Source organism: Roseococcus pinisoli (assembly GCF_018413645.1).
Lineage (GTDB): Bacteria > Pseudomonadota > Alphaproteobacteria > Acetobacterales > Acetobacteraceae > Roseococcus > Roseococcus pinisoli.
Genome location: NZ_JAHCDA010000001.1, coordinates 971,259 through 990,383, shown reverse-complemented (window position 1 = coordinate 990,383; position 19,125 = coordinate 971,259). Strand labels below are relative to the sequence as shown.

The window sequence follows — 19,125 nt, the reverse complement described above, 5'->3', positions numbered from 1 at the left end:
GGCGGCGCCCGATTGTCAGCCGGCGGGCGGCGCCAGGCTCGCCAGGGCCTCGCTCACCATCTGGGGCGGGAGGATGTGGCCGCCCTCGAATTCGAGGTAGCGCACGGCATATCCCTCCTCCCGCAGCAGGGCCGTGACCATGCGGCCGCAGCGGTCGATGGGCAGGATCTCGTCGTCACGTCCGTGCGAGACGAAGATGCCCGGCCGGCCGCGGCGCGGCCCCGGCGCCACGAAGCCCGGCGAAAAGCCGATGGCCTGGGCAAAGAGATCGCCATTGGCGATGCCGAGCGAGAGCGCATAGGAGGCGCCATCCGAGAAGCCCGCGATCGCGAGGCGCCGGGGATCGACGGGAAACCGGCGGAAGACCGCCGTCAGCGCATAATCCAGCACCGCGACGTCATAGCCATAGCCGCCCTGCAGCACGTCCCAGGTCGCGCTCCGCGACTTGATGGCGAGGACGAGGCATTGCCGTTGCTCCGGCTCCCCGCCCAGGCGATGAAGCGCGCGCGCCGGATCGGAGCCCGCGCCGTGGAACATGACGAGGAGGGGCACCTCGCCCTCGGGCAGCGAGGCCGGGACGTGAAGCAGCGGCCGGCCCTCGCCTTCACCCAGCGGGTGCTGAAGCCCGGCGGGGAGCGGCGGCGCGATCGGGCTTCCCGGACGGGCGGAAAGGCGGCCGCTCAGCCAGCCGGCCTGTGCCTCCTCGGAGAAGGAGAGGGCGTCCATGCTCGGCTCCCATGATCCAGGGTGAGATCGGCGGCGCTGGTACGGGCGGCGGGGCTCGAACCCGCACGGCCTTGCGGCCGAGGGATTTTAAGTCCCTTCCGTCTACCATTCCGGCACGCCCGCGCCGTTCCGATCATGGCAAAAGAGCCGCGATCAGTCGATCCGCAGGTTCGCCTGCCGCGCAATTTCCTGCCAGCGCGCCGCGCTCTGCGCCACGAAGCTCTGGTTCTGCTCCCGCGGCACGATCAGCGGCTCGACGAAGGCGGTGCCCAGGCGCTGCGCCGTCAGCGCATCCCGCGACTTCTCGAGCGCCTCGGTGAGCCGGGCCACGATGGGCGCCGGCGTGCGCTTCGCCACTGCGAGGTTGAACCAGACGCCGAGGTCGAAGCCCGGCAGCCCCGCCTCGATCATCGTCGGCACGTCGGGCAGCGCGCTCGCGCGGCGCGTCGTCGTGACCGCGAGGGGACGGATCGCGCCCGCGCGGATCTGCGCGGTGGAGGTGGCGGTGGTGTCGAAGCCGAAATCGACCTCCTTCGCCAGCAGGGCCGCGACCAGCGGCGAGGAGCCGCGATAGGGAACGTGCGTCGCCTCGATCCCGGCCATGCGCAGGAAGACGGTAGCCGAGAGATGCGAGGACGAGCCGTTGCCGACCGAGCCATAGACCAGCGGCCGGCTCTTCGCCTCGGCCACGAATTCCTGGATGTTCGTCGCGCGCACGCGGTCCGGCACCACGGAGAGGATATTGGCGACCTCGCCGATGGTGCCGAGGCTCGTGAAGTCCCGCACAGCGTCGACGCCGGAATTAGCGTAGAGGATGGGGTTCACGCCGAACATCGCCGTCGTGCCGAAGAGGATGGTGTAGCCATCCGCCTCGGCCTGGGCGACGGCGACGGTGCCGATATTGCCCCCCGCCCCGGCGCGGTTCTCGACGACGACGGGATGGCCGAGCTCGCGGCTCATCGGCTCGGCGATGATGCGCCCCACGATGTCGTTCACGCCGCCGGGCGGATAGGTGACGACCAGCCGCAGCGGCCGCGTCGGTTGCCAGCCCTGCGCCAGGGCAGGCGTCGCGAGGGTCGGGACGGCGATGGCGGTGCCAAGGGCGGCGCGGCGCGTGATCTGCATGGGACGTTTCCTGTTATTTGCCGTTGCTTGCCGTTTTGGTAGCGCGGGCCCGGAGGCCCGGCAACTTTTCGGCGAAGCTCGATCCGTTCAGCGGGCGATGACGCCGGAATCCCGCAGATAGGAAAGCAGCGGCAGCAGCGGCAGGCCCAGGATGGCCGAATGATCGCCCCGGATCTCGCGCATGAGCTGGATGCCCATCCCCTCCAGCCGGTAGGCGCCGACGCTGGAGGTCACGAAAGCGCCCTCCTTCGCGAGATAGGCGTCGAGGAAGGCCTCGGAGAAGTCGCGCATCACCAGCCGCGGCGTGGCGACGTGATGCCAGGCGCGCTGGCCGTCCCGCCAGACGACGGTGGCGGTCACCAGCTCGTGCGGGCGGTGGCGCAGTCGCTCAAGATGGGCGCGCGCTGCCTCCAGGTCGGCCGGCTTGTCGAACCATTCGCCCTCGCAGACCAGGAGCTGGTCGGCGCCGATGACGATCGCGTCCGGATGCCGCCGCGCGATGCGCGCGGCCTTGGCATCGGCCAGCATGGTGGCCGCCTCGGCCGGCGGCAGGCCCTCGGCCTGCGCGCTTTCCTTGATGGCGGCCTCGTCCACCGCGGCGGGCATGGCCTCGAAGTGGATCCCCGCCCCTTCGAGCAGGGCGCGGCGGGCCAGGCTTTGCGACGCCAGGATGATCCTCACGGCTTGGTGCCCAGGATGGTGGTCGCCGGATCCTCCGGCGCGACCGAGGCCTTGGCGTGCTTCAGGTGCCAGAGGTCGACCTGCTGCATCACCGTCACCGCCGTCTCCTCGATGGAGCGGCGCGTGACGTCGATGACCGGCCATCCGCGCGCGGCGCAGAGGCGACGGGCGGCGAGGATCTCCTTCTTCACCGCCTCGGGGTCCACATATTGGCTCTCCCCCATGCGCATGCCGTCGGCGCCGATGATGCGCAGCCGGTGCCGGCGGATGTCGATCAGCGCGGCCGGGTCGATGGTCAGGCCCACGACGGGGCAGGGCGGATTGTCGAGCTCCGGCGGCGTGGCCGCACCCGGAACGAAGGGGATGTTCGCCGCCTTCACCCCCCGGTTGGCCAGGTAGAAACAGGTCGGCGTCTTGCTGCTGCGGGAAACACCGACCAGCACGACGTCCGCATTGGCGATGCCCGCCGTGCCCTGCCCGTCATCATGGCTGAGGACGTAGTGCATGGCGTCGATCCGGCGGAAGTAGTCGGCGTCCATCACATGCTGGGCGGCGCGCTTTTCCTGCGCCCGGGTGCCGATCGCCGCCTGCAGGATCTCCGTGACGCCGTCGAGGACCGAGAGGCAGGCCACGCCCAGGCGGGCGCAGGTTTCCTCGAGCGCGAGGCGCAGGCTGCTGTCCACCAGGGTGAAGATGACGGGACCTGGCTCCTGCTCGATCCCCTCGATCACGCGGTCGAGATTCATCCGCGAGCGGACCAGGAACCACCGGTGCTGGATGATCCCCGGGCTGTCGAAACGGGCGATGACGGCGCGCGAGATGCTGTTCAGCGTCTCGCCCGTGCTGTCGGAGACCAGGTGGAGATTGGTTGTGGGCCGGGGGGACATAAGCCTGTGGATCACTTTGTGGGGTTGTGGGGATGATGGGGATGGAAAGGGGGTCGCGGCAATGGCGGGCGTGTCAGCGGGGACAACCGGCGCAAATTTCCCGCCCCTGTATGATTCGAGGACAAGGTCTCCGGCATTCCGGATCGATTAACGACGGCGAAGCGCGCGGCGGGATTCGCAACGAGTCAATCCGGCGGAAAAGCCTGTGGATAAAATCCCGCTGAATTGGGTCCTCGTTATCCACAGGCCCTACCTTCACCACCACCCAGACTCTTCTTCTTTTCCTTTTTCTCTGGTTTGGTCCCGGCCATGTCAGCGAAGCCCATTCTGAAGGTCCTCTCCGGCGAGGGAGTATGGCCCCCGCCCGCTTGGCTTATGCGCCAGGCCGGTCGTCACCTGCCCGAATACCGGGCAACCCGCGCCCAGGCGGGCAACTTCATGAGCCTGTGCCTAAATCCTGAGCTCGCAGCCGAGGTCACGCTGCAGCCCGTGCGGCGTTACGGCGTCGACGCGGCCATTTTGTTCTCCGACATCCTGATCGTGCCCTGGGCGATGGGTCAGGGCCTGACCTTCGCGGAGGGTGAGGGCCCCCGCCTGCCGCCCATCCGCGACCGCGCGGGGCTCGAGGCGCTGGACGTCGCGGGTGCGGCAGCCAAGGCCGCGCCCATCATGGAAACGGTGCGCCGCGTGCGCGCGGCCCTGGAGGCCGAGCACCCGACGACGACGCTGATCGGCTTCTCGGGCGGGCTCTGGACGGTCGCCTGCTACATGATCGAGGGCAAAGGCGGCGGCGAGTTCAAGCAGGCCCGCCGGCTGCTGCACCAGGATCCGGCCTTTTTCGGGGAAATCCTCGCGAAGCTGGAGGCGGCGACGCTGGCCTACCTGCTCGCCCAGGCCGAAGCGGGGGCCGAGGTGCTGATGATCTTCGACAGCTGGGCCGGCCAATTGCCCCCTTCGGCCTTCCGCAAATGGGTGATCGAGCCCACGGCGCGGCTCCGCGCGGCGCTGAAGGCGGCCCGGCCGGACATTCCGGTCATTGGCTTCCCCCGCCTCGCCGGCCCCATGCTGGTCGAATACGCGGCCTCCACGGGGGTCCAGGCCGTCGCGATGGATACGGCCATGGATCCAGTATGGGCTGCGGCCCATATCCCGGCCTCCCTGGCCCTTCAGGGCAACCTGGACCCGGAGGCCCTGCTGGCGGGGGGTGAGGCCCTCCAGCGCGAAGCTCAGGGCATCCTGGCGGCCATGAAGGGGCGGCCCTTCATCTTCAACCTGGGCCATGGCGTGGAGCAGCCGACCCCGCCCGAACATGTATCGGCCTTGATGAGGCTGCTCCGGACGGCGTGATCAGAAGGCTTGTAAGCCGGGCAAGAGCGGGTATGTCCCCCGGGATGATCAGGATCGGCAGATGACCCGGCGCATAGCGGTGGTGCTCTTCAACCTCGGCGGGCCCGACGGCCCGGAGGCTGTGCGGCCCTTTCTGGTCAACCTTTTCACCGACCCGGCGATCCTGCGCGTGCCGTCCTTCGTGCGTCCCTGGCTCGGCCGGCTCATCGCCTGGCGCCGGACCAAGGCCGCGCGCGAGAATTACGACATCCTCGGCGGGGGATCGCCGCTCCGCGAGCTGACGGAGCAGCAGGCCCGCGCGCTCGAGGCCGCGCTGGCGGCGAAGGAGCCGGGCAGCGAGTACCGCTGCTTCGTGGCGATGCGCTACTGGCACCCCTTCTCGGACGAGGCCGCGCGGGCGGTGAAGGCCTTTGACCCGGCCGAGGTCCTGCTGGTTCCGCTCTACCCGCAATATTCCTCGACCACGACGGGAAGCTCCATCGCCGCCTGGCACGACGCCTGCGCCGCGATCGGCCTCGCGCGGCCGACGACGACGCTCTGCTGCTTTCATTCCGATGCCGGCTTCGCGGGGGCCACGGCCCGGCTGGTCCGGGAGGCCCAGGCCAAGGCGCGCGCGGCGCTGCCGGAGGGCGTGAAGCTGCGCGTGCTCTTCTCGGCGCACGGCCTGCCCGAGCGGATCATCAAGGCGGGCGATCCCTACCAATGGCAGGTGGAGCAGACGATGGCTGCCGTCGTGGGCGCGATGGACGAGCCGGGCCTCGACCACGTGGTCTGCTACCAGTCGCGCGTCACGCCGCAGAAATGGATCGGCCCTTCCACGGAGGAGGAGATCCGACGCGCCGCCGCCGAAAAGGTGGCGGTGCTGATCTGCCCCATCGCCTTCGTTTCCGAGCATTCGGAAACCCTCGTCGAACTCGACGTCGAATATCGCCATATTGGTGAAAGCCTTGGAATTCCGGGATATTTCCGGGTGCCGGCGCAGAATTCCGACCATGCCTTCATCCAATCCCTGGCCGACCTGACGCGGCGGGCGCAGCATTCGGCGCGGACGCTGTGCAGCTTCGCCGGCGCGCGCCAATGCCCGCGGCAGCACACGGATTGCCCGCATGCCAGGGCCCAGTCGCTGGCGGCGAAGGCGGCATGAGGCCCCTCCCCGTCCGTGCCGTCCTCTTCGACTGCGACGGCGTGCTCGCCGACAGCGAAGGGCTGGCCAACAGGATCGTCGCGGAGGAGCTGACGGCGCTCGGCTGGCCGATGGACACGCATGGCGCGCAGCGCGAATTCCTCGGCATGGCCCTGCCGGACATGCAGGTCCGGATCGAGGCCCGCCTCGGCTCCCTGCCGCAGGGCTGGGCCCAGGCGCTCGGCAAGCGCATCGAGGGAGAATTCGCCCATGGCCTGCAGCCCATCCCGGGCGCGGAGGAGGCGCTGAGGGCGGCCGAGGCGGCTGGGCTGCCCATGGCGCTCTGCTCCAACTCCTCGCGCGGGGAGCTGGCCATGAAGATGCGGGTTCTTGGCTTCGGTTCCTATTTCGAAGGCCGGATCTTCAGCTTCCAGGACGTCCCCCGGCCCAAGCCCGCGCCCGACATCTACCTGGCGGCGGCAAGCGCCTGCGGCCTGCCGCCCGGCGAATGCCTGGTCGTGGAGGACAGCGCGACGGGCGCCGCGGCCGGCGTGGCCGCCGGATGCCGGGTGCTGGGCATCCTGCCGGGCCTCGGCGTGCCGCATGTCGACGGCATGGGGCAGGTGGCGAGCTATCTGGCGGGCCTGGACGGCTGAATCGCTTCGGCCGAGAGTACGGTCGGGGGAAACACCACATGCCGGATGCCGCCGGAACGGTCAGCATCGAGACGCGCCAATCGTGGCGGATCGCCATCGCGGCGCTGGCGATGCTCGCCATGGCCGCGGGGGCGCCGCTCATCGTCGTCGTGGGCCTCGTTCCCATCACGGAAACGCTCGGAACCGGGCGCTCGCTGCCCTCGCTGGGAAGTGCCGTTGCCTATCTGGGCAGCGGGCTGGGTGGGGTCGCCTGCGGGCTGCTCGCGGCCCGGTTCGGGCAACGCGCCGTGGCGATCCTGGGCGGCGTGGCCATCTGCGCGGGGCTTTTTCTCGCCTCCCTCGGCAGTTCCTGGTCCCTGCTGGTCGGAATCGGGCTCGGTGTGGGGTTCTTCGGCAATGGCGCGCTGTTTCCGCCGATGTTCGCCTATGTCTCGCTGTGGTTCGACCGGCGGCGGGGCGCGGCGCTGGCCCTGGTCTCCTCGGGCCAGTACATCGCCGGCTTCATCTGGCCCTTCGTCTTCGAGCGCACCATCGCCGTCTTCGGCTGGCAGACGACCATGCAGGCCTATGGCATCCTGGCGGCCGTCGTCGTCTTCGCCATCGCCCTGGCGGTGCTGCGGCCGCCGCCGGTGCCGCAGGTGGAGCCCGGCGCCCTCCAGGCGGCCTCCGGCGGCCGTGTGCTGGGCATGGCGCCCAACATGGCGCTGTTCCTGATCGCCGCCTGCTCCTTCCTCTGCTGCGTGCCCATGGCGATGCCGGCGGCGCATCTGGTGGCCTTCTGCGGCGATCTGGGCATCTCCGCGTCGCGCGGCGCCTCGATGCTGTCGGTCCTGCTGCTCTCGGCTTTCGTCGCCCGGCAATTCTGGGGCTGGCTGTCGGACAAGATCGGCGGATTGTGGACGATCTTCCTCGGATCCCTGGCGCAGGTCGTGGGGATGCTGGGCTTCCTCGCGACGCAGGACGAGGCTGGGCTGTTCTTCGTCTCGGCCGCCTATGGGCTGGGCTTCGGCGGCATCGTCCCGGCGTATGTGATGGCGGTCCGGGCGCTCTTCCCCGCCGCGGAGGCCAGCTGGCGCGTGCCGCTCATGCTCTTCGCCAGCCTGGGCGGCATGGCCTTCGGCGCCTGGCTCGCCGGCGCGATCTACGATCGCGTGGGCTTCTACGCGGCGGCCTGGTGGGTGGGGATCGCCTTCAACCTGGTCCAGCTCGCGATCATGATCTTCCTGCTGAGGCGCCAGCACCGGACGCGCTCGGCGCTGGCCTGACCGCGCGGGGCTTCGCCCCGACCAGATGGAACCATCCGATCGGGTAAAAAGGCTTCAGAACCGCCGCAGCAGGCGGTCGATGTATTCCAGCTCCTCGGAGGGGCGCTCGCGCTCGGCGCCGCGGCGGCGCAGCTCCTCCTGCAGGCGGCGGGTGCGCAGGAGCTCGGCTTCCTCCGGCACGCGGGTATCGCCGCCATTATCGGCATTGCCGGTGCTCTCGCGGCTGCGCCGGCCGAGCGGATCGCGCCCCTCGCCCAGCTGCTGCTCGCCCTCGTCGCCCTGGCCGCCCATCTCCATGTCGCCGGGCTCGCCCTCATCGCCTTCGCCCTGGCCTTCGCCTTGCCCCTGGCCGAACTGGCGCTGCATCTGCTGCGCCATCTGGCGGCCGCCCTCCTGGAGGCGACGCATGGCCTCCTGCTGGTGCGGGCGGGCATCGGTGCCATTGCCGAGCGCTTCCTGCGCCTCGCGCATCGCCTGATCGGCGCGGCCGAGGGCCTCGGGGATCTCGCCGGTCAGGTCGCCCTGCTGCTGCATGAGCTCGCCCAAGGCGCGGCGGAGCGCGCGCTGGCGGCGGCCCTCGGCCTGGGCGTCGCTCTGGGCTTGGCGCCCGGTCTGGTCCTGATCCGGGGAGGGCGAGCGGCTCCAGGGCGATTGCTGCCGCTGCCGACGCTCCTGCTGGTCGCGCTGCTCCTGCTGCTCGGCGCGGCGCTGCCCCTGGTCGAGCATCTCGCCCTGGCGCCGGACCATGTCCTGCACGGCGCCCATCTGCTGCTGGCCGCGCTCGCGCTGCCGCTGCCGCTCGGGATTCTCGCCGCGGGCCATCCGGCCCTCCTGAAGGGCGCGGAGCATTTCCTCGAGCTCGGCCAGCTCGCGGCGGGCATCCTCCATGCGGTTCTCGCGCGCGGCTTCCTCCATGCGGCGGGTGCGGCGGTCCATGTCGCGCTGGTCGAGCATGCGCTGCTGCGGGTCATAGGGCAGCGCCTCCGCATTCTCGCGCTGCAGGCGTTCGGCCAGGGCCTCCAGGTGGCGGCGGATGGCCTCGCGCAGCTCCTCGATGCGGCGCTGGACCTCGCTGCGCTGCTGCTCGTCCTGCGGGTTGCGCTCGGCCTCGTTCAGCGCCTCGCTCAGCTGGCGCTGCGCTTCGGCCAGGGCACGGGCGGTGCGGCCGTCCCGGCCTTCCTCGAGCGCGAGGGCCGCCTCCCACAGCAGCTCCTGCACCTCGTCGATGGCCTCGGACCGGCGGTCGCGCTGGAGCTGGCCGCGCGTGGTGCGCAGCGTCAGCAAGGTGGCGGGATCATGCTCGAAGGCGTCGGGCTCGCCGGCGATCCGGTCCAGCTCGCGCATCGCCGCGCCGCGGGCGCCGGGATTCACCGAGAGCGCCTTGCGCACCTCGATCAGGGCGCGGGCGACGGGATGGTTGAAGCTCCGCTCCGGCAGGTCGAGGCGGACCTCCTCCGAGGCGCCTTCCTGGCTGGCGCCGTCGCGGGCGATCAGGCGCAGGACCACCGGCAGCCCGGCCCAGGGATGCGCCGAGAGGTCCGGCTGGGCGAGGCCGCGGGCCTGGCGCGGCGAGGCGGAGGGCAAGGGCAGGTCGAGCGTGAGGGGCGGCGCGTCGGGCCGGGCGGCGAGGCGGAATTCGGCCCGGAGCGCGGCGACGCCCCAGTCATCCTCGGCGCGCCAGGGCAGGCGCAGGGCGAGGCCGCGCTGCACCCGCCCGGGCGCCTCGGTGAAGGCGGCGACGGGCGGCGCATCGGCCTGGACGGCGAGGTTCCAGGCCACCAGCTCCCGCCCCTCGCGCTGGATGGCGATCCGCGCCCCGGCCGAGAGCGTGGCCTGGGCCGTATGGCTGCCGCCGCCCAGCGCCTCGAAGGCGAGGCCCGGCGCGCCGGAGATGGCGGGGAGCGAGCCGCCGGTGCCACCTGAAAGCGCGACCTGCAGGCGGCTGCCGGCCGGCACGGTGGCGGCGCCTCCGGCGGCGGGCAGGAAGAGCGGCGGCGCGCCCGTGTAGCTCGGCGGCGTGACCCAGGCCTCGAAATGCAGCGGCGCGGGCGGCGCGGCGCGGCCGAAGGCGGGCATGAGGCCGCGCGCCAGCAGGGCCGGCGCATCCGCCCCGGCGATGCCGAGTGCCGCGGCCAGGGCCACGAGCAGGCCGCCGCGCAGGGCGCGCGGGTCCCGCGCCGCGAGGCCGGGGCGCGGTGGCCCCACGCGCAGCCGGGTGATCATCCGCCGCATGCGCGCCTGATGGGCCTCCCACAAGGCAAGGCCGGCCGGGTCGGTGGTGGAGGGGCGGTCCGCCAGGGCGGCCAGCGGGCGGTGCGGCAGGCCGCTGGCGCGCTCCAGCCGCCGGTCCGTCGCGGCGGCGTCGGGGCGGCGGAACAGCTTCCAGCTGCGCCAGCCGGCCCCGCCGAGCGCGCCGAGGAAGGCCACCAGCAGGACGAGATGAAGCCAGGCCGGCAGCCGCGCCGGCAGGTCGAGCAGAGCGATGACGGCGAAGGCGCCCAGCACGCCCAAAGGCGGCCAGGCAGCCGGCCATGCGGCCTCCCACCACAGCGCGGCCCTGGCGAGGGCGCGCTTACGGCGAAGGGCCGGCCCGGTCATCCCGGGTTCTGCCCTTCCGTCCAACTCGGCAGGCGCTGGCCGGCCAGCAGGGCGTCATAGGACTGGCGGTCCCGGATCACGGAGAAGCGGGCCCCCTCCACCATGACCTCCGCCGCGAGCGGCCGGGCATTGTAGGTGCTGCTCATCGAGGCACCGTAGGCGCCCGCATCCAGGATGGCCACGAGGGATTCGGGGGGCAGCGGCGGCAGATCGCGGGCCTTGGTGAAGGTATCGCTGCTTTCGCAGACAGGCCCGACGACATCTGCCGGGGAAAGCGGCGCCCGGAAGGCCGAGGGCGAGACGGGCAGGATGCCGTGCCAGGCCTCGTACATCGCGGGACGCAGCAGGTCGTTCATGGCGGCGTCGACGATCACGAAGCGGCGCGTCGTCGCGTGCTTCTCCACGATCACGCGGGTCAGCAGCACGCCGGCGGGGCCCGCGATCCAGCGGCCCGGCTCCATCATGATCTTCACGCCGAGATCGCCGAGGCCGGCCTTGATCGCGCCCGCCAGGGCGGCGGGCGTCGCCGGGATCTCGTCGCGGTAGGTGATGCCGAGGCCGCCGCCGCAATCCACGCGATGGACGGGGTGTCCGGCCGCGCGCAGCTCGCGCACCAGCTCGCCCAGGCGCTGATAGGCCGCGCGGTAGGAGCCGATGCCCTGGGCGATCTGGCTGCCGATATGCACGGTGAGGCCGACCGGATCGAGGCCCGGCAGGGCGCAGAGCCGGGCATAGAGCTCGGGCGCGGTGGCGATAGGCACGCCGAACTTGTTCTCGGTCAGGCCCGTGGTGATCTTGGCGTGGGTCTTGGCGTCCACATCGGGGTTCACGCGCAGCGCGACCCGGGCCTTGCGGCCGAGCGAGGCGGCGACGGCGCTCAGCATCTCCGCCTCCTCGGCGGATTCGATGTTGAGCTGGAGGATGTCCTCCGCGATCGCCAGGCGCATCTCCCGGTCGGTCTTGCCGACGCCGGAGAAGACGATGCCCGAGGCCGGAACGCCGGCGGCCAGCGCGCCGCGCAGCTCGCCCTCGCTCACCACGTCGGCGCCCAGGCCCTCCTGCGCGAGGAGGTTCACCACGGCCAGGGCCGGGTTGGCCTTGGTGGCGTAGTGGATGGAGGCGTCGAGCCCGGCCTCGGCCAGAGCGTCCTTCAGCATCCGGGCGCGGCGGCGCAGCGTGCCGGCGGAATAGACCCAGGTCGGCGAGCCGACGGCGGCGGCGATGCGCGCGAGCGGCACCTCCTCGACCATCAGCCCGGCAAGCGGGTCCATCGCCAGGGCGGGGCGCGCGGCGAGCAGGTCGCCGAAGGAGGGATCGGGCGTTTCGGAGCCCGGGATCGGAAGGGGAGCGGGAGCGGCCATCGCGGTAGATAAGGCGCGGGGCCGCTCCGCTACAACACCCTCAATTCGCCGGGCGGGGCACCCAGCCCATGGCCTTGGCCTTCAGCTCCCGGAACTTGCGGGAGGCGGATTCCAGCCGGGCGTCCCAGGCGGGGTCGGACACTTGTCCGGCGGAGACGCGGAAGAAGGCCTGCATCATGCAGGCGATGGCGAAGGGCTCGATCAGCGCGGCCTTCACGGCCCAGGCGAAAAGCAGCGCGAAGACGATGCCGCCGGCCGACCATCCGCCCGGCATCGCATAGGCGACGGCCGCCGCCGGGGCGAGCATGAACAGGAAGACCACGAAGGTCAGCGCGTACATGAACAGCGTCACGAAGACCGCGTTGCGCAGCATGGCCGTGCCGTTCTGCGCATAGAGCACGAGGCCCTGGCGCCCGCCCTCCCAGCTGTTGGCCGGTTTGGTGCGGAAGACATGGGCGAGGATCACCTCGTCCGTGAAGCCGACCGAGACGCGCAGCACGGCGCGCGCCATGCCGAGCAGGGTCTGCACGCCTGGGATCGGCAGCAGCGTGGCGATGCCCGTCAGCAGGCCCATGATCACGCGCAGCACGCCTTTGATCAGGAGATCCAGCGCCAGGAGGGCGTTCGTCTCGGTGAAGCGGGCGCGCACGACCGTGGCGGCGTGGTCGATCTGCGCGCGCCCCGCCGGGATCGCCCGGCCCTCGATCAGCTCCACCAGCACGGCGATGTGTCCGGCCTTGACGATGTAGAGCAGGTATTCGCGCAGGAAGTAGAGCATTGCGGCGACCAGGCCGAAGCCCGCCAGCCCGCCGATCCCGGTGGCGCCGGCGCGGAACTCCGCGCTGCCGGCCGCGCCGATCAGAAAGCCGAGGCCTGCGCCCAAGCCCGTCGCCAGCACATAGGCGATGGTGATGCCGGCATAGACGAGCAGGCGGAAGGCGACGAAGGGCATGGTCCGGACCATGAGGCCGAGCGAGCGCCTCGCCGAGAAATCCCACATCGAACAGAGCCCCCCTTTGCGCCGGAGCCCTAGCATCCCCGGTCGGCATCACGGCGCAATGTCCCGGAATGTCGCGCCGGTCGCGGCCCGCATCTTGCGGGCACGGCGGAGAGCGAGGAACATCCGCGCCGATCCAGGAGGCGCATGTGTCTGATTTGAAACTATTCTCCACCCTCGGCGTGGTGTCCGTGCTGGAGGAGCTGCTGCCGCGCCTCGGCGTGACGGTCGATGCGGTCTACGAGCCGACCAAGCGCCTGATGGAACGCATCCAGGCCGGCGAGCGCGCGGATCTCGCGATCCTGACCTCCGAGGCGGTCGACGAGCTCATGGCCTCGGGCGTGCTGGCGCCGGGCAGCCGGGTGGACCTGGCGCGCTCCTATGTCGGCATGGCGGTCGCGCCAGGCGCGCCGCGCCCGGACATCTCCACCGTGGAGGCCTTCCGGCAGACGCTGCAGGCGGCGAAGACCATCGGCTATTCTCGCGCGGGGGCGAGCGGCATCTTCTTCGCCGGCCTGCTGGAGCGGATGGGTCTGGCCGAGGAGGTGAACGCCAAGGCCACGGTGATCCCGGCCGGCTTCACGGGCCAGCTGCTGCTGGACGGCAAGGTGGAGCTGGCGGTGCAGCAGGTCAGCGAGCTGATGGCCGTGCCGGGCATCGACATCCTCGGCAAGATTCCGATGGAGATTCAGCCGGACACCATCTTCTCCGCCGGGCTCTTCGCCGGCACGGCAAGGGCGGCGGAGGCGCGGGACTTCGTGGCCATGATCGCCGCCGCCTCGGTCGCTCCGCTCTACGCCGAGAAGGGGCTCGAGCCCGTCTGAGTCGCCGGGCCCCGAAGGGCCAGGCTCACTGGTTGCCCGAGCGCGGGTTGAGCACGTCGTTCAGCCCGTCGCCGGCGAGGTTGATCGCCATGACGGTCAGCGCGATGGCCGCGCCGGGCAGCGCAGTCAGGTACCAGGCGGTGCGCAGCAGCTGGCGCCCGTCGCCGATCATGGTGCCCCAGCTCACGAGGTTGGGGTCGCCGAGATTGAGGAAGGACAGCCCCGCCTCCGTCAGGATCGCATTGGCGACCATCACCGAGGTCGTGACGACGATCGGCGCCAGCGCATTCGGCAGGATGTGCCGCAGGACGATGCGCGAGGGCCGCGCGCCCGAGACCACCGCGGCCGCCACGAAATCGGCGCTGCGCAGCCCGCGGAACTCCGCCCGCACCAGCCGCGCCACGGTGGGCCACGAGGCGACGCCGATCGCCAGCGCGATGCCCACGGCCGTGGGCTCGCGCATGGAGACCAGGACGATGACGAGCAGGAAGGTCGGCACCGTCTGAAACAGCTCGGTGATCCGCACCAGCGCATTGTCGATCCAGCCGCCGGCATAGCCCGCGACCGCGCCCACCGCCGTCCCGATCAGCAGCCCGATGGCGGCCGCGCTCAGGCCGACCAGCAGCGAGACGCGCGCGCCATGGGCGAGCCCGGCCGCCACGTCGCGCCCCAGGCTGTCCGTGCCGAGCGGATAGGCCGGGTCCTCGCCCGGCCAGAGCGTCGGCACCGCGACCATGTCGAGCGGATCGCCGGGGTAGAGCCAGGGCGCGGCGAGCGCGATCCCCACGACGGCGATCAGCACCGCGATCCCCACCAGGAAGGAGGGGTTGCGCAGCATGGCCCTCAGCGCCCGGTGGCGCGGCCGGCCCTTTTCCTCGGCCATGTCAGGAGGCCTCGGTCCGCGGGTCGAGCCAGGCATGCAGCAGGTCCACCGCGACGTTGGTCACGATGACCAGGAAGGAGGAGAGCAGCAGCACGCCCAGCAGCACGTTGAAGTCCCGCCCCGCCACGGCTTCGAGTGCGAGGCGGCCCATGCCGGGCCAGCTGAAGACCGTCTCCACCACCACCGCCCCGCCGAGCAGGTTGCCGAGATGCATCCCCGCCACGGTCGTGACCGGGATCAGCGCGTTGCGCAGCGCGTGGCGCGTGTAGATGACGAAGGGCGGAAGCCCCTTCGCCACGGCCGTGCGCAGATAGTCCTGCCGCAGGACCTCGAGCAGCGCCGCGCGGGTGAGGCGCGCATAGACGGCGATGAAGAAGGACGCCATGGCGAGCGCCGGCAGCACCAGGTACGGCAGGCGATCGAGCAGCGCGGCGAGGCCCGTGAGCTCGGCGCCGATGGTCTGGCTCCCGCCGCTCGGCAGCCAGCCGAGCTGGACGGAGAAGAGCACGATGGCCATGAGCCCGATCCAGAAGCCCGGCGTCGAGTAGAAGAACAGCACGACGAGCTGCAGCACGCGGTCCGGCCAGCGGCCGGCATAGACCGCCATCACGGAACCCGTGAGGATGCCGAGGCCGAGCGCGAGGCCGAGCGCGGTCAGCATCAGCACCAGCGTATTGGGCAGCCGCTCCAGGATGAGCTGCGAGACCGGCGTGCCGAAGCGCGTCGACTGCCCGAAGTCGAAATGCGCGACGTTCCAGAGATACTGGCCGAGCTGGACCAGAAGCGGTTGGTCCAGCCCGGCGCGGCTGCGGATGGCCTCCAGCGATTCCGCCGTCGCGGCGCCGGACTCGCCGGCCAGCACATCGGCCACGTCACCCGGCATGAGCTGGAGCAGCAGGAAGCACAGGACGATGATGCCGAGCATGGTCGGGACGGCCTGGATGGCCGTCCTTCGCAGGGCCTGCCCGGTGCGGAGCGCGACGCTCATTCAGGCGTCCACATAGGCGTCCGCGAGGCTGGCCTCGATGCCGTTCGCCGTCAGCGAATGGCCATGCGCCCGCTTGTTGTAGATGGTGAGGAAGGTGGGCGAGCAGATGTTGATGTCCGGCACCTCGACCGCGACGATGCGCTGGAACTCGCGGAACAGCTCGGCGCGGCGGGCGGCGTCGTTCTCCACCGCCGCCGTCTCCAGCAGCCGGTCCACCTCGGGGTTCGAATAATTCGTGCAGTTGGAGAAGGGCACGCCGCGGATGAAGTTCTTCGACCAGTAGGTACGCTGCACGCCGACCGTGGGATCGAAGAGGTTGCTCAGCCCGTTCACCGTGAAGGCGAAGTCGCGCTCGGTGTAGACGCGGCGGACGAAGCTGCCCGTGTCCTGCGCGCGCACATCCACGGCGATGCCAATGCGCCCCAGCGTCGCGCGCACGATGTCCGCCACGCGGCGGCCTTCGTCGAGCACGGGGTTGAAGTCGAGCGGCACGCGGAAGCGGATGCGGTTGGCGCCGCGGCGGAAGCCCGCCTCGTCCAGCAGCTTTTCCGCCTGGGCCAGATCGTAGCCGTAGGGCGAGGGCGCCGGGTCGTGGAAGGCGCGCAGGCCCGGGGCGATCGGCGAGGCGCAGGGCTCGGCATTGCCGAAGAAGGCGATGCGCGCGATCTGCGCCCGGTCGATGGTATGAGCGATGGCCTGCCGCACCTTGGGATTGCGGAAATACTCGTTGTCCAGGTTGAACTCGAGCTTGGTGACGTTGAAGGAATAGCTGTTGCCCTTCGTCTCGAAGCGCAGGTCGGCCACGCGGCGCAGCCGCTCCACATCCGCCATGGCGACGGGCGTGCGGTAGCCGAGGTCGGCCTGACCGGTCTCGAAGGCGGCCGAGCGCGCGGCCGGATCGGGGATGAAGCGGACGACGAGGCGGTCGAGATAGGGCTTGGCGGAATCCCAGTAGTTCGGATTGCGCTCGTAGATCACGTGGCTGCCGCGCGCCCATTCCTTGAAGAGGAAGGGCCCGGTGCCGATGGGCGCCGCGTTGTTCGGATTGGCGGCGGCGTCCGTGCCCTCGTAGATGTGCTTGGGCAGGATCGGCGTCTCGGAGCTCGCCAGCGCCTTGATGAGATAGGGCGCGGGCCGGCTGAGCCGCAGCTCGGCGGTCAGCGGGTCAGGCGTCGCGACCTCGGCCAGGTTGGCGAAGGTGCTGCGGCCGCGCGGATGCACCTGCTTCAGCAGCAGCAGCGAGAAGGCGACGTCGGCCGAGGTGAAGTCCCGACCGTCATGCCACTTCACGCCGGGGCGGAGCTTGAAGACGTAGTGCAGGCCATCGGCCGAGACGGACCATTCGGTGGCGAGCTCGGGCTGCGGGTTGAGGTCGAAGTCGTATTGCAGCAGCCCCTCCGTCACCTTGCCGGAGACGCTGAGCGAGGGCGTGACGACGGTGGTGGCAGCGACGAGCGAGGTCGGCTCGCTGGAGAGCACGATGGTCAGCGTGCCGCCGCGCCGCGGCTCCGCCCGAAGCGCGCGGGGCGCCAGGACGAGGGCCGAGGCGCCCATCAGCGCCTGGCGGCGGGAAAGGGCGAAGCGCGCGGCATCGGAGGCGAAGGGCATGGCCGTGAATTCCTTGGGCGGGCTGATGGGCGGTGGCGGCTCGGCGGGCGTTTCGGAGTGCGGGTTCGGCAGCGCCTCGGGGCGCAATTCACGCGACGTCACGTGATCGCCCCGCTTCCTGCCGCGACGGCCCTGGTCGGGCATCGGAGGCGGAACTTAGTCCTCGACCCTGGAGGGTCAATGTATATTCCCGCATATCACATATTGTGTGAGTGATTCCCTCTCGCCGCTTGTAGCGTGAGGGTGCCGATCCCAGGCAGGGATCAACGATGTGAAATCGCACGAAGGTGCGTTTCGCGCTGCCGGCTGGAGCGCGTATCGCCCTGCCCGCCAGGCCTCGGGTCCGGCACTGTCCCGGCGGGAATTGGGCATGCGCAGCATGTTGCGAAGTAGAGCAGCGCTCGGCCGACACCGTCCATGTTCAATTTCTTCAGGGGCCCGACATCAGATGGTGAGACAGCGCCTCCGTCCGATGGGCAGCGTGCGAATGCCGACAAGAAGAGGCCGGCCTTGCCAAGACCGCCGATGCCCGCACGAACCCTCGTGCCGGAAAGGCCGGAAATGGAGAGCGCTTTTCCATTCCCTCACTATTTTGTGAAAAAGAGACGAATTCCCGTCCGCGCGTCGCGCATTCCCTCGCCAGCCCCCAAGGACGACTTGCGAAGCCCTGCCCGCTTCTGTGTAACATCATGCCCTGGAAAGTTGGGAGAGACAGGGTGCTGCAACTCATGTTGCGCCGCTTCGTCCAACGGGGCGCGCTTCTCGTACGTTTTCCTGATGGCCGCGAGGCCATGCTCGGCCCCGGCGGCGAACCTTCCGGCGGCCTGCATCTGAAGACCGAACATGCCGTCCGCCGCATGATGCTCAATCCGAGCCTGGCCCTCGGCGAACTCTACATGGAGGGCGAGATCGAGCCGATCGCGGGCTCGCTGCACGACATGCTGGACGTGCTGAGCCTCAACCAGACCCTCAGCGGCGACCCTGGCTTTTCCTGGATCCTGAACTGGGGCCGCTGGGCCGTGCGCCGCCTGCGCCAGCTCAACCCCGCGGGCCTCGCGCGCCGCCGCATCTCCTACCACTACGACATCGACGAGGCCGTCTATGGCCTCTTCCTCGACGAGGACCGGCAATACTCCTGCGCCTATTTCCCCACGGGAACGGAGACGCTGGAGGAAGCCCAGCTCGCCAAGAAGCGGCATATCGCTGCCAAGCTGAAACTGGACCGGCCGGGCCTCGAGGTCCTGGACATCGGCTGCGGCTGGGGCGGCATGGCCCTGACGCTCGCGCGCGAATACGGCGCGCGGGTGACGGGCATCACCCTCTCGCGCGAGCAGCTGGCCATCGCCCGCGCCCGGGCGGAGGCCGCGGGCCTCGCCGACCAGGTGCGCTTCGAATTGCTGGACTACCGCGCCTGGGACCGGCCGATGGACCGGGTGGTCTCGGTCGGCATGGTGGAGCATGTCGGCATCAACCACTACGGCACCTATTTCGGCGCCGTCGCGCGCGCACTGCGCGAGGATGGCGTGGCGCTGGTGCATGGCATCGGCCGCTCCACGGGGCCGGGCGCCACCAATCCCTGGATCAACCGCTACATCTTCCCGGGCGGCTATTCGCCCGCGGTGTCGGAGGTGGTGCCGGCGGTGGAGAAGGCCGGGCTCTGGATCACCGACATGGAGATCCTGCGGCTGCATTATGCGCTGACGCTGCGCGAATGGAGCCGCCGCTTCGCCGCCCATCGCGAGGAGATCCGCGCCCGCCACGACGAGCGCTTCTGCCGCATGTTCGAATTCTATCTGGCGGGTTCGGAAAGCGCCTTCCGCCATGGCGGACACATGAACTGGCAGCTCCAGCTGACCCGCACCGTCGATGCCCTGCCCCTCAATCGCGACTACATGCTGCGGGCGGAGCAGGCGCCCCCGGGTTACGCGGCGGCGCCGGCCATGACAAGCTTGGCGGTCTGAAGCGAAAGCCGGAGCGCGATCCGCCCAGGCGGCGCATCGCTCTCCCGGCGAGAGCAAAATGGCAAGTCGGAAGCCGGTTCGCGCTCGATCGGGAG

16 protein-coding genes and 1 tRNA gene are annotated in these 19,125 nt (G+C 70.6%); 6 read left to right on the top strand and 11 right to left on the bottom strand.

The window, feature by feature from the left end:
• Positions 1 to 15: 15 nt before the first annotated feature.
• The 5 genes from KHU32_RS04785 to KHU32_RS04765 all read right to left on the bottom strand — a co-directional run bounded on the left by KHU32_RS04785 (position 16) and on the right by KHU32_RS04765 (position 3,419).
• Positions 16 to 726: an alpha/beta hydrolase gene (locus KHU32_RS04785; RefSeq protein ID WP_213668874.1), complete on the bottom strand. Its 711-nt coding sequence runs from the start codon at positions 724 to 726 to the stop codon at positions 16 to 18.
• A gap of 37 nt (positions 727 to 763) precedes the next feature.
• A tRNA-Leu gene (locus KHU32_RS04780) sits at positions 764 to 849 on the bottom strand.
• 30 nt (positions 850 to 879) lie between these two features.
• Positions 880 to 1,851, bottom strand: coding sequence for a Bug family tripartite tricarboxylate transporter substrate binding protein (locus KHU32_RS04775; protein WP_213668873.1), 972 nt, complete (start codon positions 1,849 to 1,851; stop codon positions 880 to 882).
• Positions 1,852 to 1,938: 87 nt separating this feature from the next.
• Positions 1,939 to 2,532 (bottom strand): Maf family protein, encoded by a 594-nt coding sequence (locus KHU32_RS04770; RefSeq protein WP_213668872.1) that lies wholly within the window; start codon positions 2,530 to 2,532, stop codon positions 1,939 to 1,941.
• Positions 2,529 to 3,419 (bottom strand): pyruvate, water dikinase regulatory protein, encoded by an 891-nt coding sequence (locus KHU32_RS04765; protein WP_213668871.1) that lies wholly within the window; start codon positions 3,417 to 3,419, stop codon positions 2,529 to 2,531. Before KHU32_RS04765 ends, KHU32_RS04770 begins: the two co-directional genes overlap by 4 nt.
• Positions 3,420 to 3,728: 309 nt before the next feature.
• Here KHU32_RS04765 and hemE point away from each other — a divergent pair, with 309 nt between their 5' ends.
• The 4 genes from hemE (at position 3,729) to KHU32_RS04745 (ending at position 7,810) form a co-directional block, all read left to right on the top strand.
• On the top strand, positions 3,729 to 4,766 hold the full coding sequence (gene hemE, locus KHU32_RS04760; RefSeq protein ID WP_213668870.1) for a uroporphyrinogen decarboxylase: 1,038 nt from the start codon (positions 3,729 to 3,731) through the stop codon (positions 4,764 to 4,766).
• Between the two features lie 61 nt (positions 4,767 to 4,827).
• Entirely contained in the window at positions 4,828 to 5,910 is a 1,083-nt protein-coding gene (gene hemH, locus KHU32_RS04755) for a ferrochelatase (RefSeq protein WP_213668869.1), read from the top strand.
• Positions 5,907 to 6,545 carry an HAD family hydrolase gene (locus KHU32_RS04750; RefSeq protein ID WP_213668868.1) on the top strand — a complete coding sequence of 213 codons (639 nt, stop codon included), beginning with the start codon at positions 5,907 to 5,909 and terminating at the stop codon, positions 6,543 to 6,545. Before hemH ends, KHU32_RS04750 begins: the two co-directional genes overlap by 4 nt.
• Before the next feature lie 38 nt (positions 6,546 to 6,583).
• On the top strand, positions 6,584 to 7,810 hold the full coding sequence (locus KHU32_RS04745) for an MFS transporter (RefSeq protein ID WP_213668867.1): 1,227 nt from the start codon (positions 6,584 to 6,586) through the stop codon (positions 7,808 to 7,810).
• A gap of 54 nt (positions 7,811 to 7,864) precedes the next feature.
• Here the strand turns inward: KHU32_RS04745 and KHU32_RS04740 are convergent, their stop codons facing one another.
• The 3 genes from KHU32_RS04740 to KHU32_RS04730 are packed head-to-tail and all read right to left on the bottom strand — an operon-like array spanning position 7,865 to position 12,769.
• Positions 7,865 to 10,408 carry a TIGR02302 family protein gene (locus tag KHU32_RS04740; protein WP_213668866.1) on the bottom strand — a complete coding sequence of 848 codons (2,544 nt, stop codon included), beginning with the start codon at positions 10,406 to 10,408 and terminating at the stop codon, positions 7,865 to 7,867.
• Positions 10,405 to 11,769, bottom strand: coding sequence for a diaminopimelate decarboxylase (gene lysA, locus KHU32_RS04735; protein WP_213668865.1), 1,365 nt, complete (start codon positions 11,767 to 11,769; stop codon positions 10,405 to 10,407). Before lysA ends, KHU32_RS04740 begins: the two co-directional genes overlap by 4 nt.
• A gap of 40 nt (positions 11,770 to 11,809) precedes the next feature.
• The gene (locus KHU32_RS04730; RefSeq protein ID WP_213668864.1) at positions 11,810 to 12,769 is read right to left on the bottom strand and encodes a hypothetical protein; all 960 of its coding nucleotides are present in this window, start codon (positions 12,767 to 12,769) and stop codon (positions 11,810 to 11,812) included.
• A gap of 146 nt (positions 12,770 to 12,915) precedes the next feature.
• On the opposite strand from KHU32_RS04730, the gene KHU32_RS04725 reads away from it, so the two are divergent.
• Positions 12,916 to 13,590, top strand: coding sequence for a substrate-binding domain-containing protein (locus KHU32_RS04725; RefSeq protein WP_213668863.1), 675 nt, complete (start codon positions 12,916 to 12,918; stop codon positions 13,588 to 13,590).
• 25 nt (positions 13,591 to 13,615) lie between these two features.
• Here KHU32_RS04725 and KHU32_RS04720 read toward each other — a convergent pair whose 3' ends face one another.
• From KHU32_RS04720 to KHU32_RS04710, 3 genes are read right to left on the bottom strand one after another with little or no spacing between them, the layout of a single operon-like run.
• A complete protein-coding gene (locus KHU32_RS04720; protein WP_213668862.1) occupies positions 13,616 to 14,473 on the bottom strand; it encodes an ABC transporter permease in 858 nt (285 codons plus the stop codon).
• Between the two features lies 1 nt (position 14,474).
• Complete coding sequence (locus tag KHU32_RS04715) at positions 14,475 to 15,461, bottom strand: ABC transporter permease (RefSeq protein WP_213668861.1); 987 nt, start codon at positions 15,459 to 15,461, stop codon at positions 14,475 to 14,477.
• Positions 15,462 to 17,171, bottom strand: a complete 1,710-nt coding sequence (locus KHU32_RS04710) for an ABC transporter substrate-binding protein (RefSeq protein ID WP_213668860.1) — start codon at positions 17,169 to 17,171, stop codon at positions 15,462 to 15,464. It abuts the gene before it with no gap.
• 587 nt (positions 17,172 to 17,758) lie between these two features.
• Here KHU32_RS04710 and KHU32_RS04705 point away from each other — a divergent pair.
• A complete protein-coding gene (locus KHU32_RS04705; protein WP_213668859.1) occupies positions 17,759 to 19,030 on the top strand; it encodes an SAM-dependent methyltransferase in 1,272 nt (423 codons plus the stop codon).
• The last annotated feature ends 95 nt before the right edge of the window (positions 19,031 to 19,125 follow it).